The sequence below is a fragment of the Modestobacter sp. SYSU DS0904 genome (assembly GCF_054051115.1).
The window spans coordinates 180,596-205,703 of sequence record NZ_JBJHAQ010000004.1; the positions used below are offsets into that span (position 1 = coordinate 180,596).

A 25,108-nucleotide genomic window follows, 5' to 3' on the forward strand; every position below is an offset into this window, starting at 1 on the left:
GTTGTGCGCTCGTCGTCACTCCCGACCGCGGGAACCGACGACCAGCGCACAACGGCGGGCCGCTGTCCTCAGCTGGCGGGCGACACCGAGCTCATGTTGAAGTCCGGCACCCGCAGCGTCGGCATCGCGGCGCGGGTGAACCAGTCGTTCCACTCCCGCGGCAGGGTCCGCTCGGTCCGGCTGGCCTCGGTGGCCCGCGCGAGCAGGTCGACCGGGGACTCGTTGAACCGGAAGTTGTTCACCGCCCCGGTGACCTCGCCGTTCTCCACCAGGAAGACGCCGTCGCGGGTGAGCCCGGTGAGCAGCAGGGTCTGCGGGTCGACCTCGCGGATGTACCAGAGCGTGGTGAGCAGCAGCCCCCGGTCGGTGTTCGCGATCATCTCCGCCTGCGACGCGGTGGCGTTCGGGTCGGTGAGGACCAGGTTGTCGACGGCCACGGTCGCCGGCGCGGTCTGCTTGAGCGCCCAGGCCCGCGGCCGGATCAGGTTGGTCAGCACGCCGTCGCGGATCCAGTCGACCGCCGGCGACGCCATGCCGTTGTCGAAGACCGACGCCGACCCCGAGGAGCCGCCGACCACCTGGAACGGCGCGGCCTCCAGGCCGGGGGCGAACGGGTCGCTGCGCAGGGTGAGCGGCAGCTGCGCCAGCCGGTCACCGATCCGGTTGCCCCCGCCGGCCCGGGCGTAGACGTTGCGGCCCTCGTCGGCGTCCCGCGCCTCCATCGTCCAGTAGGCGTAGATCATCAGGTCGCTCACCGCCGACGGCGGCAGCAGCGTCTCGTACCGGCCCGCGGGCAGCTCCACCCGCCGCTGCGACCAGGTCATCTTCTGCTGCACCTCGGCGGCCAGCGCCGCGACCGAGACGTCGGAGAAGTCGCGGGTGCCGACCCCGGCCCACACCGACCGGCCGAAGTCCCGGTCCTTGCCGTTGAGCTCGACCCGCCCGGTCGGCTGGTCGTGCCGCAGCCGGAGCCCGGTGGAGGTGCCCAGGTAGGTGGTGGCCATCGAGTGCTCGGCGAACCCGAACAGCAGCTCGTCCCGGTCGCGGGCCGCGCCGAACGCCTCGCCCAGCGCGGGGGCGAACTCGCCGAACACACCGATCGTGGTCTCCGCCGGCGGCGCGTCCCAGTCGCCGGCGCCGGGCGGCGCCTCCGTGACCAGCGGCATCGCGTCCTCGGCCGGGCCGGCGTCGCGGGCGGCCTGCTCGCTCATCGCCACCAGCTCGGCGACGTCCGGGGTGCCGGTGCGGGCCACCGTGCCCACCGCCATGCCGGCGCCACCGTCGACGAAGCTGATCACGACCACCTGCCGGGACCGCATCGACCCGTTGGTGGTCAGGCTGTTGGACGCCCAGCGGAGGTTGGCCTCGGAGCTCTCCACCACGTAGGTGACCTGGCCGGCGGCGGTGGACGCCGCCAGCGCCTGCTCGACGATCTCCTGTGGACTCATCGCTCCGCTCCTCGCTCGCTGGCGCTCGCTGCGATGCTCGCTGGTCGCCTCGCTGGCGCTCGTCGACCGGGACTCAGCTGGCTCATCGGCCGGACTCCTGCGCGGTGTTGAGGATCGCGGTGTTCTCGAACAGCGCCACCGGGCACCCGTGGCTCACCGCGGCGGTCTGACCGGGCTGCGCCTTGCCGCAGTTGAGCGCACCGCCGAGGGCGTAGGTCTGCGGGCCGCCGACCACGCTCATCGAGCCCCAGAAGTCCGTCGTCGTCGCCTGGTAGGCGACGTCGCGCAGCTGGCCGGCGAGCCGGCCGTTCCTGATGGCGTGGAACCGCTGCCCGGTGAACTGGAAGTTGTAGCGCTGCATGTCGATCGACCAGCTCTTGTCGCCGACGACGTAGATGCCGCGCTCCACGCCGGCGATGAGCTCCTCGGTGGAGGGGCCGGCCGGGTCGGGCTGCAGCGAGACGTTGGCCATCCGCTGCACCGGCACGTGCGCGGCGGAGTCGGCGAACGAGCAGCCGTTGGAGCGGTCCATCCCGCGGAGCCGGGCCATGTTGCGGTCGACCTGGTAGCCGACCAGCACCCCGTCGCGAATGAGGTCCCACTGCTGCCCGGCGACGCCCTCGTCGTCCCAGCCCACGGTGGACAGCCCGTGCTCGGCGGTGCGGTCGCCGGTGACGTTCATCAGCGGCGAGCCGTACCGCAGGCTGCCCAGCTGGTCGACGGTGGCGAACGAGGTGCCGGCGTAGGCCGCCTCGTAGCCCAGCGCGCGGTCGAGCTCGGTGGCGTGGCCGATCGACTCGTGGATGGTCAGCCAGAGGTTGGTCGGGTCGACCACCAGGTCGTAGCGGCCGGCCTCGACCGAGGGCGCGGTGGTCTTCTCCCGCAGCAGCTCGGGCATCTCCGCCAGCTCGGCACGCCAGTTCCAGTGGTCGCCGGTCAGGTACTCCCAGCCGCGCCCGACCGGCGGGGCCAGGGTGCGCATCGACTCGAAGGCGCCGGTGGCCCGGTCGACGGTGAGCGCGGTGAGCTCCGGCTCGATCCGCACCCGCTGCTGGCGGGTGCGGGTGCCGGCGGTGTCGGCGTAGAACTTCTGCTCCTTGACCTGCACCACGCTGCTCTGCACGTGCTCGACGCCGTCGCCGGCCAGCAGCCGCTCGGACAGCTCGGTCATCAGCGCGGTCTTCTCCGCGTCGGGGACGGCGAACGGGTCGACCTCGTAGGACGACACCCACTCGCCGTCGTACGCCGGCTCCGGGGCCAGCTCCACCCGGTCGGTGTTGATCGCCGCGGAGACCTGAGCGACGGCGACCGCCTGCTCGGCGAGCCGGACCGCCTCCGCCGCGGTGAGCACCACACCGGCGGCGAAGCCCCAGGTGCCCTCGTACACGACCCGGACGGCGAGGCCCAGGTCCTCCCCGTCGGAGAGCGACTCCAGCCGGGCGTCGCGCAGCCGGATGGCCTGGGTGCGGACCCGCTCGACCCGCAGGTCGGCGTGTTCGCACCCCAGGTCGACGGCCCGGGTCAGCGCGGCGTCGGCGAGAGCGGACAGCGGGAGGGCGAGGAAGGACTCGTCCACCGAGCGGTTCTGCGGCACGCGAGTTGTCTACCAGGCATCGGGGACACCTCCGTCGGGTAGCCGACGGGGCATGACCGCACCCGGGGACGACGTCACGCTCACCTTCGGCGGCACCGCGACGACCCTGCTGCGGCTGGGCCCGTTCACCCTGCTCACCGACCCGAACTTCCTGCACCGCGGCCAGCGGGCGCACCTGGGGTACGGGCTGCGCAGCAAGCGGCGGACCGACCCGGCGCTGGTGCCCGCCCAGCTCCCGGAGCTGGACGCGATCCTGCTCAGCCACATGCACGGCGACCACTGGGACCGGATCGCCACCCGGGCGCTGCCCAAGGAGACCCCCGTCGTCACCACCCCGGAGGCGGCCCGCTGCCTGGGCAAGCGCGGGTTCGACGCCACCGCGGACCTGCGGCCCTGGCAGACCCACGAGCTCGGGTCCGGCGACGACGTCCTGCGGATCACCAGCGTGCCCGGGGTGCACGGGCCCGGCCCGCTCGCCCGGCTGCTGCCGGAGGTGATGGGCAGCGTGCTGGAGCTGGTCCGCGGCGGGCAGGTGACCTGGCGCGGCTACGTCAGCGGCGACACCCTCCACCGCCCGGCGCTGGGTGAGGTGCTGCAGCGCTGCGGCCCGCTGGACGTGCTGATCCCGCACCTGGGCGGCACGAAGGTCCTCGGGGTGACCGTGACGATGGACGCCCGGCAGGGCGCCGACCTGGTGGAGCTGCTGGCGCCGCCGGTCACCGTGCCGGTGCACTACGACGACTACGGCGTCTTCAAGAGCCCGCTGGGCGACTTCATCACCGAGGTGGCCCGCCGCCGGGTGCCCGGGGAGATCCGCACCGTGGGCCGCGGCCAGACGATCTCGCTGCGCGCCCGGTGACCGGGCAGCAGATCCGGACGACCCATCCCTGGCTCACTCCAGGAGGGGGCGCACGTTCTCCGTCCAGACGTCCCAGCCGACCCGCCCGATCAACGCGGTGACGACGACCAGGAAGACCACCCGGATGAAGCGGCTGCCCCGGGCGGTCGCCGTCCGCGCGCCCAGGTAGGCCCCGAGCATGTTGGCCGCACCCATCAGGATCCCCAGACCCCAGAGGACCGCACCGTAGGGCGCGAAGAAGAGCAGGGCACCCAGGTTGGTGGCGACGTTGACGATCTTGGCCTTGGCGCTGGCGTTGAGGAAGTCGTACCCCAGCAGCGAGACCATGGCGAACACGAGGAACGACCCGGTGCCCGGCCCGAGGACGCCGTCGTAGAAGCCGATGGCGGCGCCCGTCACCGCGGCGACGCCGTGGTGGCGGCGACCGCTGTGGCGCAGCGCGGTCACCTCCCCGAGGGAGGGACGCAGCACGGTGAACGCCGCGATCGCGATCAGCGCGACGACGATGATCGGCTTGAACACACTGGCCGGCAGCGCGGCGGCGACCGAGGCCCCCGCGAAGCTGCAGACCAGGGCGATCCCGGCCATCGGCAGGGCGGTCCGCAGATCGGGGTGCACCCGGCGGTGGTAGGTGACGGCGCTGGTCGTGGTGCCGAAGATCGAGGCCAGCTTGTTCGTCGCGAGGGCCTGGACCGGGCTCATCCCCGGGACGAGCAGCAACGCGGGCAGCTGCAGCAGGCCGCCGCCACCGACGACGGCGTCGATCCACCCGGCCGCCAGCGCGGCGAGCAGCACGAACCCGAGCACCTCGGGGGTCAGCCCCGCGGGGAGCAGGTCGCCCGGGAACGCGTCCGACATCCCGGCCACGGTCTCCTCACCTCGGCCGGGTCGTCCCCCCGGCAGCGGGACCGGACTGCCCGGCCTCTCCCGGAGAGCCTGCCCCCGACCCAGCACGGGACGGTGCGACGACGCGTGAGAGTTCGGCGACGTCCGTCCCCGGGATGACCCGCTGGGCGCGGCGGATCAACCCGCGGGCCCGCGGACGGCGTGCTGGCCGATGCTCGCCGCGGCCACCGAAGGGTGGCCGGGGCGACGTGGAAGCTGACCGCGCGCCGGCACTGTGCACCTGCGGTCGGTTCCGGCGCGCGAACGCGCCCTGGGCGCACAGCGCTCGATCGAGACCCGAGGGCTCAGCGGCCGGCCAGGCGCATCGCCCGGGTCTGCACGTCGGCGCGCAGCTCGGCCTCGTCGACCGTCGTCGACACCCCGTCGCGGACGACCTGCCGCCCGGCCACCCAGGTGTCCCGCACGTGCCGGGAGCCGACCGACCAGACCAGGTGGGTGAGCAGGTCGGTGGCCTCGCCGACCGGGACGAAGGCGATGTCCTCGGTGTCGACGTGCACCAGGTCCGCCCGCCGCCCGGCGGTGAGCTGGCCGAGGTCCGGGCGGCCGATCGCCGCGGCCGCCGCGCCGGTGGCCAGCCAGAAGGCCTCCGGGGCGGTGAGCGCGGTGGCGTCCCCCTCGCGCAGCCGGGCCAGCTGGGCGGCCAGCCGGAGGTCCTCGAACAGGTCCAGGTTGTCGTTGGACGCCGGCCCGTCGGTGCCCATGCCCACCCGGATGCCGAGGTCGAGCATGTCCCGCAGCCGGGCGGTGCCGCTGGCCAGCTTGGTGTTGCTGCCCGGGCAGTGCGCCACGGCGACGTCGTACTCGCGCCACAGCTCCAGGTCGCCGTCGTCCATGTGCACGCAGTGCGCGGCCAGCACCCGGCCGCCGAGCACGTCGTGCGCGGCCAGCAGCTGCGGCACGCTCAGGCCGTGCTGCGCCAGCAGGTCGGCGCCCTCGGTCGCCGTCTCCGCGACGTGGGTGGTGAGCAGCAGCCCGTGCTCGCGGGCCACCTCGGCGGCGCGGCTGAGCACCGCCAGCGGCACGGTGTAGGCCGAGTGCGGGCCGATGCCGTACTCGACGACCTCGTCGCCCTGCCCCGCCGAACCGGCCGCCCGGTCGAGCTGCTCGTCGAACGTGCCCAGACCCGGCAGCTCGATCAGCGGGTGGGTGATCACGGCGCGCGCCCCGGTGCGCCGCACCGCGGTGGCCATCCGCTCGGGGTGGAAGTACATCTCCACGCTGGTGGTGACCCCGTGCCGCAGCATCTCCGCCGACGCGGCGGCCATCGCCACCTCGACGTCGTCCGGGGTGAGCCTGGCCTCCCGCGGCCACATCACCTCGCGCAGCCAGCGGTCCAGCGGCAGACCCTCGCCCTGGCCGCGGAACAGCACCATCGGCGCGTGCGAGTGGGTGTTCACCATGCCCGGGGTGAGCACGCCGGGAAGCGCGGTGACCTCGGCGTCCGGGGCCGCCGGCGCGTCGGCCGCCGGTCCGACCCAGCGGACGAGCCCGTCCTCGACGTCCAGCACGGCGTCCGGGACGACGGTGCCGGACCGGTCGCCGACGACGACGGCCCGGGCGGTGAAGCGCTGCAGCATGAGAGCTGAACCTAGTGCCGCCGGTCCCCGCGGGCAGGACGACGGCACAGCGGGCCCGGATACGGTGTCGCCATGCTGCCCCTCGCCGCAGCCGTCCCCTCCGACGAGGGCGGCATCACCGGCTTCCTGCTCGACCTCATCGAGAGGCTGGGCGCGGTGGGGGTGGGCCTGACCATCCTCATCGAGACGGTGGTCCCGCCGATCCCCAGCGAGGTCGTGCTCGGGGCGGCGGGGGTGCTGATCAACGACGGCCGGATGTCCCTCGTGCCGGTCGTCCTGTGGGCCACCGCCGGCTCGGTGGTCGGGGCACTCGTCCTCTACTGGGTCGGCCGGCTGCTCGGCCCGCGCCGGTCGCACGCCTTCCTCGACCGGCTGCCGCTGGTGGAGACCTCCGACGTCGACCGGTCGTTCGAGTGGTTCGCCCGGCACGGTCGCGCCGCGGTCTTCTTCGGCCGGATGGTGCCGATCGTGCGCAGCTTCGTCTCGGTCCCGGCCGGCGTCGTCCGGATGCCGATGCCGCAGTTCCTGCTGTTCACCGCCGCCGGCAGCCTGCTGTGGAACAGCCTGCTCATCGGCCTGGGTGTCGCGGCGGGCGACTTCGTGCAGGCCAACCTGCAGTACCTGGACTACGTGGTCGTGGCGGCAGGCGTCGTCGCGGTGGCCTGGTTCGTCTACAAGAAGGCCACCGGCCGGTTCCACCGTCCGCCGGACGCCGGCACCGACCTGCCCGTGGAAGCACCCGAGGACGAGAAGGACCAGGCATGACCACGCGACGCACCCGCCCGGACGTCGTCGCCTTCGACGTCAACGAGACCCTGCTGGACCTCGCACCGGTGCAGGCGTCGCTGGTCGAACGCGGTCAGCCCGACCACCTGCTGCCCGCGGTGTTCGCCCGCACCCTGGTCACCGGGTTCGCCGCCGCGGCCGTGGGCAGCTGGTGCCGGTTCCGCGACGCGTTCGAGACGTCGCTGGCCCAGCTGACCGGCCTGCCGGCCGCCGAGTGCGCCGCGGTCGCCGACGCGTTCATGGAGCTCTCGCCGCACCCGGACGTCGAGCCGGCGCTGCGCCGGCTGGCCGAGGGCGGGGTGCGCGCGGTGACGCTCAGCCACGGCTCCCCCGGCGTCGCCGAGGCCGGGCTGTCCCGCGGCGGGGTGACCCCGCTGGTCGAGCGGATGCTGAGCTCGGAGTCGATCCGGGCGTGGAAGCCGAACCGGGAGGCCTACCTGTGGGCCGCCGGGGTCTGCGACGTCGCCCCGGACCGGATGGCGCTGGTGGCCGCCCACTCCTGGGACGTGCTCGGCGCCGGGCGGGCCGGGCTGACCACCGGCTGGGTGGCCCGCACCGAGCAGGTGCCCGCCGCGGTGTTCGAGCCCCCGGACGTGCAGGGCCGCTCGCTCCCCGAGGTGGTCGACGCGCTGCTCGCCCTGCCCGCTCCCGGGTGAGCACCGCGTCCGAGGTGCCCACCGCGCTGGGCCCGGCCCGGGCGCACCGCGCCGACCCCGCCCGGCCGCCACGCGGCACGCTGCTGCTCGGCCACGGCGCCGGCGGCGGAGTGGAGTCCGCCGACCTGGTCGCGGTCACCGACGCCGCCTGCGGCGCGGGCTGGCGGGTGCTGCGGGTCGAGCAGCCGTGGCGGGTGGCCGGCCGGCGGATCGCCCCGGCGCCGGCCCGGCTCGACGAGGGCTGGACGGCGGTGCTCGCCCACCTGCGGTCGGCCGGTGCGCTGACCGGCCCGCTGGTGTTCGGCGGCCGCAGCGCCGGCGCCCGGGTGGCCTGCCGCACCGCGGGGTCCGAGGGCGCCGCCGGCGTGCTCGCGCTGGCGTTTCCGCTGCACCCGCCGGGCAAGCCGGAGAAGAGCCGTGCGGCCGAGCTGCTCGGGGTGGATGTGCCGCTGCTCGTGGTGCAGGGCGGCACCGACGCGTTCGGCGGCCCGGCCGAGGTGCGGGCCGCGCTGGCCGGCCACCCCGGGGTGGTGCACGGCGTCCCCGGCGACCACGGCCTGAAGAAGGACCCCGCCGCGGTCGCCACCGCCGTCACCGACTGGCTGGGCACGCTCCCCGACGCCTGACCGCCGGCAGTCCCCCGCACCGGTGTCGGTGCGGGGGACCGTCTTCGGTCAGGTCACCTGATCACTGCTCGGAGCCCAGCTCAGCGCTTGCGGCGACGGAGCACCAGCGCGAGCAGCACCAGGACCACGGTGGCCCCGGCGGCCGGCGCCGCGTAGCGCATCATCGCCGCGCCGCCGGCGACCTCGAGCAGGTCGATCGGCTCCGGCTCGGGCGCCGGGGACGCGGCCGGCTGGGGCGCCGGGGGAGCGGCGACCGGGGTGCTCTTGGCCGGACCGCTGCCGGCGGGCCGGTTCGGCGGCGCGGTGGTGCCCGCCGGCGGCCGGCTCGGCGCGGACTTCTTCGCCGGGACGACGGTCGGGTCGGGGATCTGCTCCCGCTCGGCGGCGGGCGGGGTGGCCTTGGCTGCCTTGGCGGGGGTGGCCTTGGCCGGGGCGGTCTTGTCGGCCGCCGCCGCAGCCGTCTTCTTCGCCGCCGCGGCGGCCTTCTTGGCCGGGCCCTCACCGGCCGAGCCCTCCGCGGACATCGCCGCCTCCTCCACCACGCCCGCGGTCGTCGCGGCCGCCTTGGAGGCGCTGGCGGCCACGGTCGGCTCCTGGGGGGTCGCGGCCGCCTCCTGGTCGACGTCGACGTCGTCGGTGACGGCCAGCTGGGCGGCGAGCTTGTCGGCGAACTGGCCGAGCAGCTTGTTGCCCACGTCGGTCATCACGCCGCGGCCGAACTGGGCCGGGCGGCCGGTGATGTTCAGGTCGGTGATCACGTCGACCCGGGTGGTGCTGCCCTCGGCGGCCAGCGTCGCGGTGATCGTCGCCGCCGCCGTGCCGTTGCCCCGCTGGTCCTTGCCCTTGGCGTCGATGACGGCGCGGTGCGTCGCCTCGTCCTTCTCCACGAAGGACGCCTTGCCCTGGTAGGTCAGGTTGATCGGGCCGAGCTTGACCTTCACCCGGCCGGTGAAGTCGTCACCGGTCACCGAGTCCAGCACGGCGCCGGGCATGCAGGGGGCGATCCGCTCGATGTCCAGCAGCACCCGCCAGGCATCGTCGATCGGCACCGGGACGATGAACGAGTTCTCCAGCTGCACTGCGGGACCTCCGGGGACGAGTTGATCGACGGCCCCCCATCCGACCACGGCAGGGGTCCGTACGCAGGAGATCGGCGCGCGGCACGCCGGACGGCCGTCCCGACGTGACGGACCGGTCCGGCGTCCGGCCCCGCTGCAGGGGCCCGCCGCGAGCCTGCGAGCGGTGGGGGCAGCGGGGTCCTTCCTCAGAGCCCCGCCGCCGCGGCCACCGCCCGCCGGGTGAGCACGGTGGCCAGGTGCTGGCGGTAGTCGGCCTGGGCGTTCAGGTCGCTGCTGGGGCTGGTGCCCTCGGCGGCCTGAGCGGCGGCGGCGGTGACCGTCTCCAGGCTGACGTCCACCCCGACCAGGGCGGCCTCGGTGGCCCGGGCCCGCAGCGGGGTGGGCCCCATGTTGGTCAGCCCGATCCGCGCCTCGGTGATCCGGCCGTCCTGCCGCCGGACGGCGGCGGCCACCGCCACGATCGACCAGGCCTGGGCGACCCGGTTGAACTTCTCGTACCGCACCCCCCACTCCTCGCCGAGCTTCGGGATGCGGATCTCGACGAGCAGCTCCCCCTCCGCCAGCACGGTGGTGAGGTAGTCGAGGAAGAAGTCCGCCGCGGCCACGGTGCGCCGTCCGGACGGCCCCACGAGGACGAACTCGGCGTCCAGCGCGAGCGCCACCGCCGGCAGGTCGCCGGCCGGGTCGGCGTGCACCAGCGCACCCCCGACCGTGCCGCGCCGTCGCACCTGCCGGTCGGCGACGGTCTCGGTGGCCTGCACCAGCAGCCGCCCGTACCGGGCCAGCAGTGGATCGGTGAGGACGTCGGCGTGGGTGGTCATCGCCCCGATGACCAGCGAGTCCCCGTCCTCGCGGACCCCGCGCAGCTCGGCCACCCGGGTGAGGTCGACGACGGTCTCCGGCGCGGCGAGCCGCAGCCGCATGACCGGGATCAGCGACTGCCCGCCGGCCAGGACCTTGACGTCCTCACCGCCGTCGGCGATCGCCTGCAGCGCCTCCTCGACGGTGGTCGGGCGGGCGTAGGCGAAGGGTGCGGGTATCACTGCTCTGCCTCCTCGTAGCCGGACTCGGTCGTGCGGGCACCGCCGTAGGCGTTGCTGCCCTCGGCGGCGCGGTCGCCGCCGTCCCCGCCGTCCCGCAGCGCCCGCCACACCCGCTCCGGGGTCAGCGGCATGCGGATGTCGCGGACGCCCAGGTGCCGGACGGCGTCCAGCGCGGCGTTGACCACCGCCGGGGTGCTGGCGATGCACCCGGCCTCGCCGACCCCCTTGGCGCCCAGCGGGTTGCCGGTGGCCGGGTGCACGGTGTGGTCGGTGTCGAAGTGCGGCAGGTCGCTGGCCGAGGGCACCAGGTAGTCGACGAACGTGCCGGTGGTCAGGTTGCCCTCGGCGTCGTAGACCGCCTCCTCGTAGAGCGCCTGGGAGATGCCCTGGGCCAGGCCGCCGTGCACCTGCCCCTCCACGATCATCGGGTTGACGATCGTGCCGACGTCGTCGACGCAGGCGTACTTGCGGATCCGCACCGACCCGGTCTCGGTGTCGACCTCCATCGCGCAGATGTGCGTGCCGTGCGGGAAGGAGAAGTTGTCCGGGTCGAAGGTGGCGTCGGCGTCGATGGAGGGCTCGATGCCCTCCGGGTAGTCGTGCGCGGCGAAGACCGCCAGCGCGACCTCCTGGATGCCGACCCCCGCACCCGGCGTCCCCCGGACGGCGAACCGGCCGCCGTTGAACTCCAGGTCGTCCTCGCTGGCCTCCAGCAGGTGCGCGGCGATCCGCCGGGCCTTGGCGACCACCTTCTCCGCCGCCTTGACCACCGCGGTGCCGCCGACCACCAGGGAGCGTGACCCGTAGGTGTCCATCCCCCGCGGGGAGACCGAGGTGTCCCCATGGAGCACCTCGACGTCCTCGAACGGCACCCCGAGCGAGTCGGCGACGATCTGGCTCCACGCCGTCTCGTGGCCCTGCCCGTGCGGGGTCGACCCGGTGACCACCTCGACCTTGCCGGTGGGCAGCATCCGGATCGACGCCGACTCCCAGCCGCCGGCGCCGTAGGCCAGCGAGCCGAGCACCCGGGAGGGCGCCAGGCCGCACATCTCGGTGAAGGTGGAGAAGCCGATGCCCAGCTGCACCGGGTCGCCGGCCTCGCGACGGCGGCGCTGCTCGGCGCGCAGCTCGTCGTAGCCGATCAGCTCCAGCGCCTGCTGGGTGGCGGTGGCGTAGTCACCGGAGTCGTACTCGAGCCCGGCGACGGTGGTGAAGGGGAACTCCTCGGCGCCGATCCAGTTCCGCCGGCGCAGCTCCAGCGGGTCCAGGTCCAGCTCGACGGCGAGCTCGTCCATGATCCGCTCGATCGCGAAGGTGGCCTCCGGCCGCCCGGCGCCGCGGTAGGCGTCGGTGGGCACCTTGTTCGTGAAGACGCCGTCGCACTCGAACCGGTAGGCGGGGAACTTGTAGATGCCGGGGAACATGAACGCGCCCAGCACCGGCACGCCGGGGGTGATCAGCCGCAGGTAGGCGCCCATGTCGGCGAGCAGCCGCACCCGCAGGCCCCGGACGTTGCCGGCCCGGTCGCTCGCGATGTCGACGAACTGCACCTGGTCGCGGCCGTGGTGGGCGGTCATCAGCGACTCGCTGCGGGTCTCGGTCCACTTGACCGGCCTGCCCAGCCGCCGGGCGATCAGCAGGCAGAGGATCTCCTCCGGGTTGACCTGCAGCTTCCCGCCGAACCCGCCGCCGACGTCGGGGGCGATGACCCGCAGCTTGTGCTCGGGGATGCCGGTGACCATCGCCGCCATCACCCGCAGGATGTGCGGCACCTGGGTGGCCGACCACATCGTGTAGCTGTCCCCGAGGGGCTGCACGACCACCGACCGCGGCTCCATGAACGCCGGGATCAGCCGCTGCTGCACGAACCGGCGGCTCACCACCACCTCGGCGTCGGCGAAGGCCTGGTCGGTGTCCGCGCCCGTGCCGGCCTCCCCGGCGTCGAAGACGAAGTGGTAGCTGGTGTTGGACGTGGTGTCCTCGTGCACCAGCGGGGAGCCGTCCTGCACGGCCTGCTCCATGTCGAGCACCACCGGCAGCGGCTCGTAGTCGATCTCGATCGCCTCGAGGGCGTCCGCGGCCGCCGTCCGGCCGCGCGCGACGACGACCGCCACCGCCTCCCCGACGTGGTTGACCCGGTCGACGGCGATCGAGGGGTGCCCGGGGTTGACCATCTCCGTGGTGACCGGCCAGGCGCACGGCAGCGAGCCCTGCTCGTCGGCGAGGTCGCGGCCGGTGTAGACGGCGACCACGCCGGGCCGCTCCCGGGCGGCGGTGACGTCGATGGCGGTGATCCGCGCGTGCGCCACCGGGCTGCGCAGCACCGCCAGGTGCAGCATCCCGGGCAGCACCATGTTGTCGGTCCAGGTGGTCGCGCCGGTGATCAGCCGGGCGTCCTCCTTGCGCCGCCGCGCCTGCCCGATCTCCGGGGCCGGGGCGCCGGGCTCCTCGGTGACGGTCATGCCTGCACCACCACGTGGTCGGCGGCGGCGGTGTCCACCGCAGCGGGCACGGTGCCCGCGGTGCCCTCCGCCCGCATCTCCGCGGCGGCGGACCGCACGGCCTTGACGATGTTCTGGTAGCCGGTGCAGCGGCAGAGGTTGCCCTCGATGCCCTCCCGGACCTCGTCGTCGCTCGGGTCGGGGTTGTCCTGCAGCAGGTCGATCGAGGCCATGATCATCCCCGGCGTGCAGAAGCCGCACTGGAGGCCGTGCATCTCGGTGAAGGCCCGCTGGACCGGGTGGAGGGTGGCGCCGTCGGCGAGCCCCTCGACCGTGGTGACCTCGCAGCCGTCGGCCTGGACGGCGAACACGGTGCAGGACTTCACCGCGTGCCCGTCGAGGTGGACGGTGCAGGCGCCGCAGTTGCTGGTGTCGCAGCCGACGACGGTGCCGACCTTCCCCAGCTGCTCTCGCAGGTGGTGGACGAGCAGGGTCCGTGGTTCGACGTCGTCCGTGTAGGACGCCCCGTCGACCCGCAGGTTGATCTGGGTCACCGAGTCCTCCGCTCCGTTGCGTGACAGGTGTGTCCGGCGTCACAGCCGGCCTCGGCGTGAGTGTGTCAACGGACACCGCGGTTTGGCCATACCGATCCCTGCGCACCGATCCCTGCGCGCGCCGGGACGACCGCGCAGCGGGTGCCCGGCCCTACGCTGCCGCGATGAGTCGTGCGAGCAGCCGTGCGGTGCAGGTCGCCGGTGGCGTGGCCATCGCGGGTGGTCTCCTGCTGGGCGGAGCTCCGCTGCCACTGGACGACTTCGGCTGCGGAGACGCGTTCACCGGATCTCCGTACAGCACCGACAACGGCATCGAGGTCGTGCTCGCCTGCGCCGAGCAGCGCGCGCAACGGCAGGAGGTCGCCGTCGGGTTCCTCGTGCTCGGGGTGGGCGCGGCTGCCGGGGCCCAGGTGCACCTCCGGTCGAGCCGGGGCCCGGGTCGGGCGGCGGAGCCGGCCCGGCCGCCGGACGCAGAGCGCTGACGAGCGGCGCTCAGCGGGCAGGCGCCCAGGGGCGGGCGCTCAGGGGGCAGAGAGTTCCCGGCGGCGCAGCACCGCGGAGGCGAGCAGGAAGCCCAGGCCCAGCACGGCCAGCCCGGCGCCGACGCCGCTGGGCGCGCGGTAGCCCCATCCGGCGGCGATGACCAGGCCGCCCAGCCAGGCACCGAGGGCGTTGGCCGCGTTGAGCGCGGAGTGGTTCAGCGCGGCGCCGAGCATCTGCGCCTCGCCGGCGACCTCCATCAGCCGTAGCTGGAGCAGCACCACCATCGTGGAGGCCGAGGCGGCGACCAGGAAGACGTTCGCGATCAGCGTGACCGCCTGCAGCGACCCGACCAGCATCAGCGCCAGCAGCACGCCGGTGGAGACGGTGGCGCCCACCAGCGACGGGAACAGCGCCCGGTCGGCCAGCCGGCCACCCAGCGCCGTCCCCAGCAGGCCGCCGACACCGAAGGCCAGCAGCACCACCGGCACGAAGCCGGCGGACATCCCGGTGACGTCGGTGACGGTGGGCGCGATGTAGCTGTACATGGCGAACAGCCCGCCGAAGCCGACGGTCGCCAGGCCCAGGGTGAGCAGCACCTGCGGGCGGCGCAGCGCCCCGAGCTCGGCACGCATGGACGCGTCCGGGCGGCCCGGGGAGGAGGGCACCACGACCAGGATCGCCACGATCGTGAGCGCCGCGATGCCGACCACCGCCCAGTATGCCGACCGCCAGCCCAGCTGCTGACCCAGCCAGGTGCCCGCGGGGACGCCGGCGACGTTGGCCGCGGCGAGCCCCAGCATCACCGAGCTCACCGCGCGGCCGCGCAGGTGCGGGGCGACCAGCGACGCGGCGATCAGCGAGGCGGCCCCGAAGTAGGCCCCGTGCGGCAGGCCACCGATGAACCGGGCCAGCAGCAGCGTCGGGTAGCCGGGGGCCAGCGCGGTGAGCACGTTGCCCACCAGGAAGGCGATCATCAGGCCGACGGCGAGCGCGCGGCGCGGCAGCCGGGCGCCCAGCGCGGCGAGCACCGGCGCACCGAGGACGACGCCGAGCGCGTACGCGGAGATGTAGTGCCCGGCCTCGGGGATGGTGACCCCGGTGCCGTCGGCGATGTCGGGCAGCAGCCCCATGGTGACGAACTCGGTGGTCCCGATGGCGAAGCCGCCCAGGCCCAGGGCCCCGATCGCCAGGGCCGCGGTGCGCGCGGGAGGGAGCGCGGACTCCGCCGTCGCGGTCGGGGTCGTCGGTGCCGAGGATGCTGCGCTCACAGCGGGTGCCAAGGACGCCCCGCCGTCCCGGCATTCCCGTCCGCCGGTGTGGGCCGCGCCTCCCTGTTTCGGGTGGAGCCGGGCGCGTTCCTGCCGAGACTCCCGGGAGGACCCGAGGAGAGGCGGCGATGGCCGGAGCCCGCAGGACCACCGCGACCCGCAGGAAGAGCCGCCGCCGGACCCGGCGCCCCGGGCGGTGGCTGCTGCCCGCGCTCGCCGTCACCGGCGGGCTGCTGGTCGCGGCGACGCAGGTGGCACCGGCGGTGCTGGAGGTCAGCACGGCCAGCCGCGGCGTGGCCGTCGGCGCGCAGCTGAGCGTGAACAGCCCGGTGGGCACCGACCCGTTCACCGCGGCGGTGACCAGCGAAGGGCTGGCGCACGCCGGCTCGGCGACCGCACAGCAGGCGGAGACCGGGCTGGTGGTGCCCCAGCCACCACGGCCGCACCGGATCGTCGTGGTGCCCAACGCCAACGTGGGCCGGGCCCCGGAGCTGCACCACCGCCCGGACCCGTGCGGCGGCTTCACGGCGCCGCGGCGGATGACCCCCGGCGTGGTCCCCGGGCCGGGCTCGGCCACGGTGAGCTGGATGACCGCCGACCGCCCCGAGGTGCTGTCCTACCGGGTGTCCGCGGTGAGCCAGCTGCTCGTCCCGGGCGAGCAGGCCGACCCGGTACGCCAGGTGGTCCCGGCCGCCGACGGCTGCCAGCAGCAGGCCGTGGTGCTGGCCGGCCTGACGCCCGGGGTGCCCTACGTGTTCTGGCTGGAGGAGGAGACCCTCAGCCCCAGCACCGGGGTGGCCCGGCTCTACCAGGTCGGCACCTCGGCGCCGGTGGTCATCGGCTGAGCGGCCTCAGTGCGCGGCGGCCGGCGCCTCGTCGGCGTCGGTCAGCTGCCACGGCCGGACCACGGTGACCAGCACGACCAGCGCCAGCACCAGCGAGCCGACGATCACCGTGCCCATGGCGACCGCGTCGTTGCCGAGCAGGCCGACCAGCGGGGAGACGGCGGCGCCCACGCCGAACTGCACCGCGCCCAGCAGGGCCGCGGCAGTGCCGGCCGCGTCACCGTGCCGGGACAGCGCCAGCGCCGGGGCGTTGGGCAGGGCCAGCCCGCCGGCGGCGAGCACGGCCCACAGCGGGACGGCGACGCCGAGCAGCCCGCCGGTGCCGGTGGCCGCCATCAGCAGCAGCACCACGCCCGCGACCACGCCGGCGACCGTGGCCGAGACCAGGATCTGGGCGGAGGAGAACCAGCGCAGCAGCACCGGGTTGAACTGGGTGGCGCCGATGAGGAACACCGCGCCGGCGCCGAAGAACAGGCCGAACTGCTGCTCGTTGAGGCCGAAGTCGCGCTGGTACACGAACGAGGACCCGGAGATGTAGGCGAACAGCCCGGCCATGGTCAGGCCGGCGACGAGCACCAGGCCGACGTAGGCCCGGTCGTGCAGCAGCGCGCGGTAGCCGCGCAGCGTGCCGGCGACGCCGTTGCTGCGCCGGCGCTCCGGCGGCAGCGTCTCGCGCAGCGCGAACCAGCCCATCGCCAGCAGCAGCGCCCCGTAGACGGCCAGCACGACGAACACCCCGCGCCACGAGGTGAAGCGGAGCACCTCCCCGCCGATGGTCGGGGCGAGCACCGGGGCCGCCCCGATCACCAGGAACAACCGGGAGAGCATCGTGGCGGCCGCCCGGCCGGTGTACAGGTCGCGGACGACGGCGATCGCGATGACCGCGCCGGCCGCGGCGCCGACCCCCTGCAGGAAGCGCAGCGCGCCGAGCACGGCGATGTTGGGGGCGACCAGCACCAGCAGCGAGGCGAGCACGTGCACGGCGGTGCCGGCCAGCAGCGGACGGCGGCGGCCCAGCGCGTCGGCCAGCGGGCCGAGCACCAGCTGGCCCAGCGCCAGGCCGATGAGGGTGCCGGTGAGGGTGAGCTGCACCGTCGCCGAGGTGGTCTGCAGGTCCTCGGCGATGGTCGGCAGCGCCGGCAGGTACATGTCGATGGTCAGCGGGCCGACCGCGACGAACGCGCCGAGCACCAGTGCGTTGCGCGCCTGGCCGGGCGGCGCGGCCTCCGGTTCGCGGTGGGCGCGGGCGCCGGTGGTGCGCGCCGCGGCAGCGGTCTGCTGGGTGGTGCTCAAGTCGGGCTCCCCGTGGTCGGACGTCTTGCGGGGCCGACGCTGGTCACCGCACCTTCGCGCTCTCCAAGGCCGGGCCGCAGCAGCTTGTTCCGCCCCTTCCACACGCCGGTTGGTTGTTCACCGAAACGTCACCCGGACGGGTCAGCCGGCGACCGGCGGGGGCGCGACCGGCAGCAGGGCGGTGGCGTCCCGGGCCCGCCAGGCCCCGGCCCACAGCCCGGCGCCGTAGGCGAGGTCCTCCAGCCGGCGCCCGGCGGCGAAGGCGGCGAGGTCCACCTCGGCCCGATGCGGCCACCAGGCGGCGACGGCGTCCCCGGCCAGCACGGCGAGCACCAGCGCCCGCGCCCGGCGGGAGACCAGCGCCGCGGCCAGCGCGAGCGGCCAGTGGTGCCGGGTCACCGAGCGGGCCAGCATCCGCCCGGCCCCCGCCGTGCCGCGCAGCACCAGCCCGGCCGCCCACCGGTACGGCGGCCGACGTCCGGGCGCGACCACCCGGCCCGCCAGCCGCCGGGCGGCCTCGGCGAGCACCGCGGTGGCGGCGAGCACCCCGACCGGCCGCCCGGTGAGCGCCAGCGCCCAGGCCGCCCCGGACCACGGCGAGAGCACCACCGGCGCGACCAGCGGACCGTGCCGCTGGGCCAGCAGCGCCGCGCCGCTGCCGTAGAACGCCCGCCGGGTCAGGAAGTCCCGCGGGTCGACCCGGTGCTCGTGCGCCACCCGGGCCGCGGGCTCGTAGCGGACCCGCCAGCCCGCGCCGATCAGCCGCCACACCAGGTCGACGTCCTCGGCGACCTGCATCGACTCGTCGAACCCCTCCCCGAGCGCCGACCGCCGGGCCAGCAGCGCGGCGCTGGGCACGTACGGGACGGCGCTGCGCGGGTGCACCAGCGCGGTCCGCCCGCCCATGTCCAGCGCGCTGGACAGCGCCTCGTACCGGGCCACCCAGCCCTCCGCCCGCACCGGCAGCGCGGTGATCCGGGGCGCGACCAGCGCCAGCCTCGGGTGGGCGTCCAGGTGCCCGGCCAGGGAACCCAGCCAGCCCGGCTCGGGCACGCAGTCGGAGTCGACGAAGGCCACCGCGTCGGTGCCGGCCGCCCGGAGCCCGGCGTTGCGGGCCGCGGCCGGACCGCGCGACTGCTCGTGCCGCACCACCCGGGCACCGGCGGCCGCCGCCGCCACCGCGGCGGGGTCGGCCGAGCCGTCGTCCACCACGACCACCGGGCAGGTCGCCGTCCCGGGGTCGGCGCGCAGCGCGGCGAGCAGCCGGGTGAGCCCGTCGGTGCGGTCCTTGACCGGGACGACGACGGTGACGTGGTCGGTGGGCGCGGGCGACGCCTCCGGGTGGGCCAGCCCGGCGTCGACCAGCCGGGCGGCGAGGGTGGCGCTGCGCCGGTCGGTGACCGTCATCCGGTCGCCGTCCAGCATCGCCCGGGCGGCGGGAGCCAGGCGCAGCTGGCGCAGCGGGGAGCCGCCGACCAGCACCGCGCCGTCCTCCCGGCGCTGGACGGCGGGGTCCAGCCGGACGACGAGACCGGTGGGCAGCTGCTCCTCGGGCGGGGACGGCGGCGTTCGCACGTCCCGGACGGTAACGGGCCGTGCCACGTGCCCCGTGCCCGATGACCCGCGTGCCGATGCATCGACAGCCGATGCATGCCGCCGCTACCGTCGGCCCATGGCGTCCCGCCCGCTCACCGAACCCGCCTTCTTCGTGCTGGCGGCCCTCGCCGACCGCCCGCGGCACGGGTACGGGGTGATCGGCGAGGTCGAGCAGCTCTCCGGCGGGCGGGTCACGCTCCGGGTGGGCACCCTCTACGGCGTGCTCGACCGGCTGGTCGCCGAGGAACGGGTGGAGCCCGACCGCGAGGAGGTGCACGCAGGCCGGGTGCGCCGCTACTACCGGCTGACCGGTGCCGGGCGGGAGGCGCTCGAGCAGGAGGTCAGCCGCCAGGAGGCCAACGCCCGGGCGGCCCGGGCCCGGCTCGCGGTGCGGCCGGCATGAGCCCGCTGGAGGTGCGGTACCGCCGCCTGCTCGGCTGGCTGCCCGAGCCGGCGCGCTCGCGCTGGGCCGACGACATGACCGAGACGTACCTGTCCGTCACGACCGCCGACGACCCGGAGTACGCCGAGTTCGGCAGCCCGACGGTGGCCGACCGGCTGGACGTCGCCCGGCTGGCCCTGCGTCTGCGGCTGGGCGCGCCCGGCGCCTCGGTGCGCGCGGTCGCGACGGGTGGGACGGTGCGGCTGGTGGCCGTGGCCGGCACGGTCGCGCTCGCGGCGATGGCCCTGGTCGGGCTGGTCTCGACGGCGTGGCTGCACGGCGCGCTCCCGTTCGTCGACGCCCCCGACGTCGGCGGGCCGGTGCGCTGGGGGCCGGCGGAGGCTCTCCGCACGCTGGTCGGCGTGCTCACCGTCGCCCTGGCGGTCTGCGTGCTGCGCGGGCTGGCCGTCGCGCGGCCGCTGGCCCTGGTGGTGCTCGTCGGGCAGCTGGTCCCCGCGCTGGCCTGGTCGCTCCACCCGCTGGAGCTGCTGCCCCAGCTGACCATCGCCGTGCCGCTGCTCGCCGCCGCCCTGGTCCCGACCGGTCCGCCGGTGAGCCGCCCGGGGTGGCCCGTCCTGCTGGGGCTGGCCGTCCTCGCGCCCTGGGCGTTCGGCGCGGCGGCGGTGGCGTTGTCGCCGGGCGAGCCGGCCGGCTGGCTACTGGCCCTGGGCGACCCGTTCGCCCAGCTGGGGATCGTGCTGGTGGGGGTCGGCGGGGTGCTGCTGGCCCGCCGGCGGGCGGCGCGGGGCCCGGCCGAGCTGGCCGTCGCCGTCCTGGGCGGCGCGTTGCTGCCCGCCCTGGCCGCCCGGCTGCCCTTCGGCACCCCGGCCGGCTACTCCGCCACCGTGCTGACGGTGGCCCTCGGCGTGCTGCTGGTCGCCGCGGCCACCGGGACGACGGGAGTCCGGGCACTGCGGACGCTCCCCGCCGACGTCCCGGCCTGACACGACGACGCCCCCGCCGGCCCGGGTGGGCCGACGGGGGCGTCGCTCAGGGAGCGCGGGCGGTCAGCCGCGGGCGCGGGCGCCGTACCGCTGATTGAACTTCTCGACCCGCCCGGCGGTGTCCAGCACGCGCTGGTTGCCGGTCCAGAAGGGGTGCGAGGAGGCGCTGATCTCGACCGGGACCACGGGCAGGGTCTCGCCGTCCAGCTCGACCGTGCGCTCGGCGGCGATCGTCGAGCGGGTGCGGAAGGTGGCGCCGGTCGACGTGTCCTGGAAGACGACGGTCCGGTACTCGGGGTGGATGCCGTTGCGCATGGTGGGTCCTCTCGGTCTGCGCGGGACGTCCGCCCCCAGGCGGGGCGGGCTGATCGCGACTGCCTGGCACAACCGCCCCCCGGGAGCCGCTGTTCCCTGTCGGCCCGGGTCGAGCCGACGGCAGGGGCGCGCGGTGACCGGACCGTGATCTCCGTGTGGTTAGGTCAGCCTCACCTGACCACCTGAAGGAGCACCGCATGTCCCGCACCGTCCTCCGCGGCGCCGCCCTGCTGGCCGCCGCACTCGTCGTCACCAGCTGCGGCTCCGAATCCGGTGACGAGGAGACCGGTGCCGGGGGTGGCACGCCGTCGGGCAGTTCCTCCGACGCCTTCCCGGTGACCGTCAGCACCGCCTTCGGCGACGTCGAGATCGAGGAGGAGCCCACCCGCGTGGTGGCGCTCGGCTGGTCCGACGCCGAGACCGCGCTGGCGCTGGGCGTGCAGCCGGTGGGCGCGAGCGACTGGCTCGGCTTCGGCGGCGAGGGCGTCGGCCCGTGGGCGGAGGGGATGTACGACGAGGCCCCGGAGCTGATCGAGACGCTGGAGCCCAGCTTCGAGGCGATCGCCGCGCTGGACCCCGACCTGATCCTGGACACCCGCTCCGACGCCAGCCAGGAGCGGTACGAGTCGCTGAACGCGATCGCCCCGACGGTCGGCCAGCCCGAGGGCGTGGGCCCGTACCAGACCAGCTGGCAGGAGCAGCTGGAGCTGGTCGGCCAGGCGCTGGGCAAGAGCGAGGAGGCCCAGGCGCTGCGCGAGGAGGTCGACCAGCAGTTCGCCGCCGCCGCTGCCGCGCACCCGGAGTTCGACGGCAAGGAGGTGGCCGTGGCCGCCTACAGCTCCGCCGGCTGGGGCGCCTACGTGCGCGGTGACGGCCGGGTCGACTTCATGGAGCAGCTGGGCTTCGTCAACGCCCCGGCGATCCAGGACCTGGCCGGCGACAACTTCTTCGTGAACGTCAGCGAGGAGCAGCTGCCGCTGCTGGACGCCGACCTCACCGTCGCCTTCCCGATCTTCGTCGAGGCCGCGCAGATCACCGACAACCCGCTGTGGCAGCAGGTCCCCTCGGTGCAGGAGGGCCGCGCGGTGGTGCTCGCCGACACCGAGCTCACCAACGCCTTCTCCAGCGCCTCGGCGCTCGGCATCCAGTACGCGCTGGACAACGCCGTCCCGCTGTTCGCCGACGCCGTGAACTGACCCAGCCGTCACCGACGTGGCCACGTCGGCGTTCGGGAGGGGCAACCGGCAGGGGAACGGGTACGGACGGCGGCAGGCGAACCCCGTCCCGAGGAGGACCCCGTGCCCGAGCGCGTCCGCTACCCCGCCCCGCTGGTGACCGTCGACCACGTCGAGCCGGTGCCCCGCCGGGTCCGCGCCGAACTGGCCGGCCGGACCGTGCTCGACACCCGCCGGGCCCGCTACCTGTGGGAGCACCCGGCCTTCCCGCAGTACTACGTGCCGCTGGCCGACGTCGACCCCGACCTGCTCGTGGACGAGGACGAGCAGGAGCCGCAGGACCGTGGCACCGCCCACCGGTTCGGACTGCGGGTCGGCGGCGCCGAGCGGCCCGGCGCGGCGCGGGTGTACCGGGACGACGCGCTCGAGCAGATCCAGGACACCGTCCGGCTGGAGTGGAGCGCGCTGGACCGCTGGTTCGAGGAGGACGACGAGGTCTTCGTCCACCCGCGCAGCCCGTACACCCGGGTCGACGCGCTGCGCTCGTCGCGGCGGGTGCGGATCGAGAAGGACGGCGTGCTGCTGGCCGAGTCCGACGCGCCGGTGATGGTCTTCGAGACCGGGCTGCCGCCGCGCACCTACCTGCCCAAGACGGCGGTGCGCTGGGAGCACCTCGTGCCCAGCGACACCGTCACCCAGTGCCCGTACAAGGGCCGCACGTCGGCGTACTGGTCGGTGCGGGCCGGCGGTGAGACGCACGAGGACCTCGCCTGGTGCTACGACTTCCCGACCCGCCAGCTGGAGCCGGTGGCCGGGCTGGTCGCCTTCTTCGACGAGCAGGTGGACGTCACCGTCGACGGGGAGCGGCAGGAGCGCCCGGACACCCCGTTCAGCTGAGCAGCCGCCCGGCGGCGTCCACCTGCCAGCCGGCGACGGCGGCCCGCAGCCGCCGCACCAGCCCGGTCAGCAGCTCCGCCCCCTCGGCCGCCGCGGCGCCGGTCGGGTCACCGAGGACGCCGTCCGGGCTCACCCCGCGCACCCCCTCGGCGCGCAGCCGGGGCAGCAGCTCGCCGATCGGCGTGGTCACCCCGGGCGCGGCGAGCGCCGCACGCACCCCGTCCGGTTCCACGTGCAACATCAGTGACGTCTCGGTGCGCCCCGCGTGGGCGTCGCCACCGGCGACCCCGCAGGGGAACCAGGCGATGTCGCGCCCCTCGGCGCGCAGCAGCGGCACCGCCGCGCGCAGTGCGTCGAGGTTGCCGCCGTGGCCGTTGACCACCAGCAGCCGGCCGGCCCACCGCCCGGCCGAACGGCCGAACTCGGTGAGCACCGCGGTGAGCGCCTCGGTGCCCAGCGAGATGGTGCCGGGGAAGCCCTCGTGCTCACCGCTGGCCCCGTAGTTCAGCGCCGGCGCCAGCCAGGCACCCGGCAGGTCCGGGACGGCGGCCTCGGCCACCGTGCGGGCGACGACGGTGTCGGTGGCCAGCGGCAGGTGCCGGCCGTGCTGCTCCACCGAACCCAGCGGGACGACGACCAGCGGCCGCGACCCGATCTCCGGCCAGGTCGCGCCGGCCAGGTGCTGTCCGTCCACGGCGGGCACCCTGCCAGACCGCGGGTGTCTGGTGCGGCCCGGCCGGGCACCAGGGCACCACCGGACGACGGAGAGGACCACCGATGACCGCCGAGGGCACCCGCACGGTCGCCGAGCTGCTGGAGGGCGACCGTCCGGCTGTGAGCCACGGCGCCCCGCTCCGTTCGTTCGCCGACCGCTCCTTCCCGGTCGACCCCGCGCTGCGGCACCGGGTCGCCGACGCCACGGTGACCGTGCGCGGCGCCGACGGCCGGCCGCTGGCCGGGACGGACGTCACGGTCGCCCAGCGGCGGCACGCCTTCGGGTTCGGCTGCATCGGGTTCGACTTCGTCCCGCTGGCCAACGGTGAGCTGGGGACGGCGGGCGGTCCGGGCTCGGTGTTCGGGGCGGCGGCGGACCCGGCGCAGGCGCAGGAGCTCGCCGACCGCTGGTTCGGCCTGTTCGACACCGCGACGCTGCCGTTCTACTGGGGCGACTTCGAGCCCCGGCGCGGGCGGCCGGACACCGAGCGGCTGCGGCGGACCGCCGAGTGGTTCCGCGCCCGGGGCGCGACGGTCAAGGGCCACCCGCTGGCCTGGCACACCCTCGCGCCGGAGTGGCTGCTGGGGATGTCGAACGCCGAGATCGAGACCGAGCTGCGCGGCCGGATCCGGCGGGAGGTCGCCGGCCTGGCCGGGGTGGTCGACACCTGGGACGCGATCAACGAGGTCGTGATCATGCCGGTGTTCGACAAGTACGACAACGGGCTGACCCGGCTCTCCCGCGACCTGGGCCGGATCGGCACCATCCGGCTGGCGTTCGAGGAGGCCCGGGCGGCGAACCCGTCGGCGACGCTGCTGCTCAACGACTTCGACCTGTCCACCGCCTACGAGTGCCTGATCGAGGGCGTGCTCGAGGCGGGGGTGCAGGTCGACGCGCTCGGGCTGCAGAGCCACATGCACCAGGGGTACTGGGGCGAGGAGCGGACGCTGGCGACGATCGAGCGGTTCGCCCGCTACGGCCTGCCGATCCACTTCACCGAGAGCACCCTGCTGTCCGGGGACCTGATGCCGCCGGAGATCGAGGACCTCAACGACTGGCAGGTCGCGGAGTGGCCGTCGACGCCCGACGGCGAGGCCCGGCAGGCCGACGAGGTGGTGCGGCACTACCGGACGCTGCTGTCGCACCCGTCGGTGGAGTCGGTGACGTACTGGGGGTTGTCCGACGCCGGGGCGTGGCTGGGCGCGCCGGTCGGCTTCGTCCGCGCCGACGGGACGCCGAAGCCGGCGTACGACGCGCTGCACGGCCTGGTGCGGGGCGAGTGGTGGCTGGCCCCGACTCCGTTGCGCACCGACGACGCCGGCCGGGTGCCGGTCCGCGGCTTCCTCGGTGACTACGAGCTCACCGCCGCCGGGTCGACGGCGGCTTTCGAGCTGGCAGCCGGGCAGGCGGACGTCGACGTCCACCTGCCCGGCTGAGCGCCGACGCTCCTATGACGCGTCAAGCCATTGCTGGTGGTGATTCGAGGCGGCGGTAGAGCTCGCGGGCGATGTAGCGCTTGAGGCAGCGCTTGATCTCTCGGTCGGTCTTGCCCTGGGCGCGGCGGCG

At 75.1% G+C, this 25,108-nt stretch carries 24 protein-coding genes; 11 read left to right on the plus strand and 13 right to left on the minus strand.

Annotated features, from left to right (window positions below; genetic code table 11):
• Positions 1–68 precede the first annotated feature (68 nt).
• On the minus strand, positions 69–1,448 hold the full coding sequence (locus ACI79U_RS04495; protein ID WP_457065506.1) for a metallopeptidase TldD-related protein: 1,380 nt from the start codon (positions 1,446–1,448) through the stop codon (positions 69–71).
• A gap of 82 nt (positions 1,449–1,530) precedes the next feature.
• Positions 1,531–3,042: a TldD/PmbA family protein gene (locus tag ACI79U_RS04500; RefSeq protein ID WP_457065504.1), complete on the minus strand. Its 1,512-nt coding sequence runs from the start codon at positions 3,040–3,042 to the stop codon at positions 1,531–1,533.
• A 52-nt stretch (positions 3,043–3,094) separates the two neighbouring features.
• On the opposite strand from ACI79U_RS04500, the gene ACI79U_RS04505 reads away from it, so the two are divergent.
• Positions 3,095–3,901, plus strand: a complete 807-nt coding sequence (locus ACI79U_RS04505) for an MBL fold metallo-hydrolase (RefSeq protein WP_457065502.1) — start codon at positions 3,095–3,097, stop codon at positions 3,899–3,901.
• Between the two features lie 33 nt (positions 3,902–3,934).
• Here ACI79U_RS04505 and ACI79U_RS04510 read toward each other — a convergent pair whose 3' ends face one another.
• Together ACI79U_RS04510 and ACI79U_RS04515 are read right to left on the minus strand one after the other, a co-directional pair.
• The gene (locus ACI79U_RS04510) at positions 3,935–4,759 is read right to left on the minus strand and encodes a TSUP family transporter (RefSeq protein WP_457065500.1); all 825 of its coding nucleotides are present in this window, start codon (positions 4,757–4,759) and stop codon (positions 3,935–3,937) included.
• A 332-nt stretch (positions 4,760–5,091) separates the two neighbouring features.
• Positions 5,092–6,384 (minus strand): amidohydrolase family protein, encoded by a 1,293-nt coding sequence (locus ACI79U_RS04515; RefSeq protein ID WP_457065498.1) that lies wholly within the window; start codon positions 6,382–6,384, stop codon positions 5,092–5,094.
• 72 nt (positions 6,385–6,456) lie between these two features.
• Here ACI79U_RS04515 and ACI79U_RS04520 point away from each other — a divergent pair, with 72 nt between their 5' ends.
• Genes ACI79U_RS04520 through ACI79U_RS04530 form a run of 3 tightly spaced genes read left to right on the plus strand, consistent with a single transcriptional unit; the run spans position 6,457 to position 8,452 of the window.
• Positions 6,457–7,149 carry a DedA family protein gene (locus ACI79U_RS04520; RefSeq protein WP_457065496.1) on the plus strand — a complete coding sequence of 231 codons (693 nt, stop codon included), beginning with the start codon at positions 6,457–6,459 and terminating at the stop codon, positions 7,147–7,149.
• Complete coding sequence (locus ACI79U_RS04525; protein WP_457065494.1) at positions 7,146–7,826, plus strand: HAD-IA family hydrolase; 681 nt, start codon at positions 7,146–7,148, stop codon at positions 7,824–7,826. The genes ACI79U_RS04520 and ACI79U_RS04525 overlap by 4 nt, the downstream gene beginning before the upstream one ends.
• Positions 7,823–8,452 (plus strand): alpha/beta hydrolase family protein, encoded by a 630-nt coding sequence (locus ACI79U_RS04530; RefSeq protein ID WP_457065492.1) that lies wholly within the window; start codon positions 7,823–7,825, stop codon positions 8,450–8,452. Before ACI79U_RS04525 ends, ACI79U_RS04530 begins: the two co-directional genes overlap by 4 nt.
• An 80-nt stretch (positions 8,453–8,532) precedes the next feature.
• Here the strand turns inward: ACI79U_RS04530 and ACI79U_RS04535 are convergent, their stop codons facing one another.
• The 4 genes from ACI79U_RS04535 to ACI79U_RS04550 form a co-directional block, all read right to left on the minus strand.
• The gene (locus ACI79U_RS04535; protein WP_457065490.1) at positions 8,533–9,531 is read right to left on the minus strand and encodes an SRPBCC family protein; all 999 of its coding nucleotides are present in this window, start codon (positions 9,529–9,531) and stop codon (positions 8,533–8,535) included.
• A 185-nt stretch (positions 9,532–9,716) separates the two neighbouring features.
• Positions 9,717–10,574 carry an FAD binding domain-containing protein gene (locus tag ACI79U_RS04540; protein ID WP_457065488.1) on the minus strand — a complete coding sequence of 286 codons (858 nt, stop codon included), beginning with the start codon at positions 10,572–10,574 and terminating at the stop codon, positions 9,717–9,719.
• Positions 10,571–13,036 (minus strand): xanthine dehydrogenase family protein molybdopterin-binding subunit, encoded by a 2,466-nt coding sequence (locus ACI79U_RS04545; protein WP_457065486.1) that lies wholly within the window; start codon positions 13,034–13,036, stop codon positions 10,571–10,573. The genes ACI79U_RS04540 and ACI79U_RS04545 overlap by 4 nt, the downstream gene beginning before the upstream one ends.
• On the minus strand, positions 13,033–13,569 hold the full coding sequence (locus tag ACI79U_RS04550; protein WP_457065484.1) for a (2Fe-2S)-binding protein: 537 nt from the start codon (positions 13,567–13,569) through the stop codon (positions 13,033–13,035). The genes ACI79U_RS04545 and ACI79U_RS04550 overlap by 4 nt, the downstream gene beginning before the upstream one ends.
• Before the next feature lie 164 nt (positions 13,570–13,733).
• Here ACI79U_RS04550 and ACI79U_RS04555 point away from each other — a divergent pair, with 164 nt between their 5' ends.
• On the plus strand, positions 13,734–14,051 hold the full coding sequence (locus ACI79U_RS04555) for a hypothetical protein (RefSeq protein ID WP_457065482.1): 318 nt from the start codon (positions 13,734–13,736) through the stop codon (positions 14,049–14,051).
• 39 nt (positions 14,052–14,090) lie between these two features.
• On the opposite strand, the gene ACI79U_RS04560 is transcribed toward ACI79U_RS04555, so the two are convergent.
• The gene (locus tag ACI79U_RS04560) at positions 14,091–15,320 is read right to left on the minus strand and encodes an MFS transporter (protein ID WP_457065480.1); all 1,230 of its coding nucleotides are present in this window, start codon (positions 15,318–15,320) and stop codon (positions 14,091–14,093) included.
• A 128-nt stretch (positions 15,321–15,448) separates the two neighbouring features.
• Here ACI79U_RS04560 and ACI79U_RS04565 point away from each other — a divergent pair, with 128 nt between their 5' ends.
• A complete protein-coding gene (locus ACI79U_RS04565; protein WP_457065478.1) occupies positions 15,449–16,165 on the plus strand; it encodes a hypothetical protein in 717 nt (238 codons plus the stop codon).
• Between the two features lie 6 nt (positions 16,166–16,171).
• Here ACI79U_RS04565 and ACI79U_RS04570 read toward each other — a convergent pair whose 3' ends face one another.
• Complete coding sequence (locus ACI79U_RS04570; RefSeq protein WP_457065476.1) at positions 16,172–17,458, minus strand: multidrug effflux MFS transporter; 1,287 nt, start codon at positions 17,456–17,458, stop codon at positions 16,172–16,174.
• A gap of 141 nt (positions 17,459–17,599) precedes the next feature.
• Positions 17,600–19,033 carry a mycofactocin biosynthesis glycosyltransferase MftF gene (gene mftF, locus ACI79U_RS04575; RefSeq protein ID WP_457065474.1) on the minus strand — a complete coding sequence of 478 codons (1,434 nt, stop codon included), beginning with the start codon at positions 19,031–19,033 and terminating at the stop codon, positions 17,600–17,602.
• A 97-nt stretch (positions 19,034–19,130) separates the two neighbouring features.
• Here mftF and ACI79U_RS04580 point away from each other — a divergent pair, with 97 nt between their 5' ends.
• Both ACI79U_RS04580 and ACI79U_RS04585 read left to right on the plus strand, forming a co-directional pair.
• Positions 19,131–19,457, plus strand: a complete 327-nt coding sequence (locus tag ACI79U_RS04580) for a PadR family transcriptional regulator (RefSeq protein WP_457065472.1) — start codon at positions 19,131–19,133, stop codon at positions 19,455–19,457.
• On the plus strand, positions 19,454–20,440 hold the full coding sequence (locus ACI79U_RS04585; protein ID WP_457065470.1) for a hypothetical protein: 987 nt from the start codon (positions 19,454–19,456) through the stop codon (positions 20,438–20,440). The genes ACI79U_RS04580 and ACI79U_RS04585 overlap by 4 nt, the downstream gene beginning before the upstream one ends.
• A 63-nt stretch (positions 20,441–20,503) precedes the next feature.
• Here the strand turns inward: ACI79U_RS04585 and ACI79U_RS04590 are convergent, their stop codons facing one another.
• Complete coding sequence (locus tag ACI79U_RS04590) at positions 20,504–20,755, minus strand: type B 50S ribosomal protein L31 (protein ID WP_457065467.1); 252 nt, start codon at positions 20,753–20,755, stop codon at positions 20,504–20,506.
• Between the two features lie 197 nt (positions 20,756–20,952).
• On the opposite strand from ACI79U_RS04590, the gene ACI79U_RS04595 reads away from it, so the two are divergent.
• Together ACI79U_RS04595 and ACI79U_RS04600 are read left to right on the plus strand one after the other, a co-directional pair.
• Positions 20,953–21,951, plus strand: a complete 999-nt coding sequence (locus tag ACI79U_RS04595) for an iron-siderophore ABC transporter substrate-binding protein (RefSeq protein WP_457065465.1) — start codon at positions 20,953–20,955, stop codon at positions 21,949–21,951.
• 102 nt (positions 21,952–22,053) lie between these two features.
• Entirely contained in the window at positions 22,054–22,827 is a 774-nt protein-coding gene (locus ACI79U_RS04600; protein ID WP_457065463.1) for a DUF427 domain-containing protein, read from the plus strand.
• On the opposite strand, the gene mftE is transcribed toward ACI79U_RS04600, so the two are convergent.
• Complete coding sequence (mftE, locus tag ACI79U_RS04605; RefSeq protein WP_457065461.1) at positions 22,820–23,521, minus strand: mycofactocin biosynthesis peptidyl-dipeptidase MftE; 702 nt, start codon at positions 23,519–23,521, stop codon at positions 22,820–22,822. The two genes, ACI79U_RS04600 and mftE, sit on opposite strands and share 8 nt — an antisense overlap.
• A gap of 83 nt (positions 23,522–23,604) precedes the next feature.
• On the opposite strand from mftE, the gene ACI79U_RS04610 reads away from it, so the two are divergent.
• On the plus strand, positions 23,605–24,978 hold the full coding sequence (locus tag ACI79U_RS04610; protein ID WP_457065459.1) for an endo-1,4-beta-xylanase: 1,374 nt from the start codon (positions 23,605–23,607) through the stop codon (positions 24,976–24,978).
• Positions 24,979–25,108: the final 130 nt, after the last annotated feature.

Coding starts and splice junctions, on each gene's coding strand:
- ACI79U_RS04585 (WP_457065470.1), top strand. CDS start 19,454: ATGAGCCCGCTGGAGGTGCGGTACCGCCGCCTGCTCGGCTGGCTGCCC.
- ACI79U_RS04525 (WP_457065494.1), top strand. CDS start 7,146: ATGACCACGCGACGCACCCGCCCGGACGTCGTCGCCTTCGACGTCAAC.
- ACI79U_RS04520 (WP_457065496.1), top strand. CDS start 6,457: ATGCTGCCCCTCGCCGCAGCCGTCCCCTCCGACGAGGGCGGCATCACC.
- ACI79U_RS04610 (WP_457065459.1), top strand. CDS start 23,605: ATGACCGCCGAGGGCACCCGCACGGTCGCCGAGCTGCTGGAGGGCGAC.
- ACI79U_RS04565 (WP_457065478.1), top strand. CDS start 15,449: ATGGCCGGAGCCCGCAGGACCACCGCGACCCGCAGGAAGAGCCGCCGC.
- ACI79U_RS04580 (WP_457065472.1), top strand. CDS start 19,131: ATGGCGTCCCGCCCGCTCACCGAACCCGCCTTCTTCGTGCTGGCGGCC.
- ACI79U_RS04555 (WP_457065482.1), top strand. CDS start 13,734: ATGAGTCGTGCGAGCAGCCGTGCGGTGCAGGTCGCCGGTGGCGTGGCC.
- ACI79U_RS04545 (WP_457065486.1), bottom strand. CDS start 13,036: ATGACCGTCACCGAGGAGCCCGGCGCCCCGGCCCCGGAGATCGGGCAG.
- ACI79U_RS04505 (WP_457065502.1), top strand. CDS start 3,095: ATGACCGCACCCGGGGACGACGTCACGCTCACCTTCGGCGGCACCGCG.
- ACI79U_RS04495 (WP_457065506.1), bottom strand. CDS start 1,448: ATGAGTCCACAGGAGATCGTCGAGCAGGCGCTGGCGGCGTCCACCGCC.
- ACI79U_RS04590 (WP_457065467.1), bottom strand. CDS start 20,755: ATGCGCAACGGCATCCACCCCGAGTACCGGACCGTCGTCTTCCAGGAC.
- ACI79U_RS04510 (WP_457065500.1), bottom strand. CDS start 4,759: ATGTCGGACGCGTTCCCGGGCGACCTGCTCCCCGCGGGGCTGACCCCC.
- ACI79U_RS04595 (WP_457065465.1), top strand. CDS start 20,953: ATGTCCCGCACCGTCCTCCGCGGCGCCGCCCTGCTGGCCGCCGCACTC.
- ACI79U_RS04515 (WP_457065498.1), bottom strand. CDS start 6,384: ATGCTGCAGCGCTTCACCGCCCGGGCCGTCGTCGTCGGCGACCGGTCC.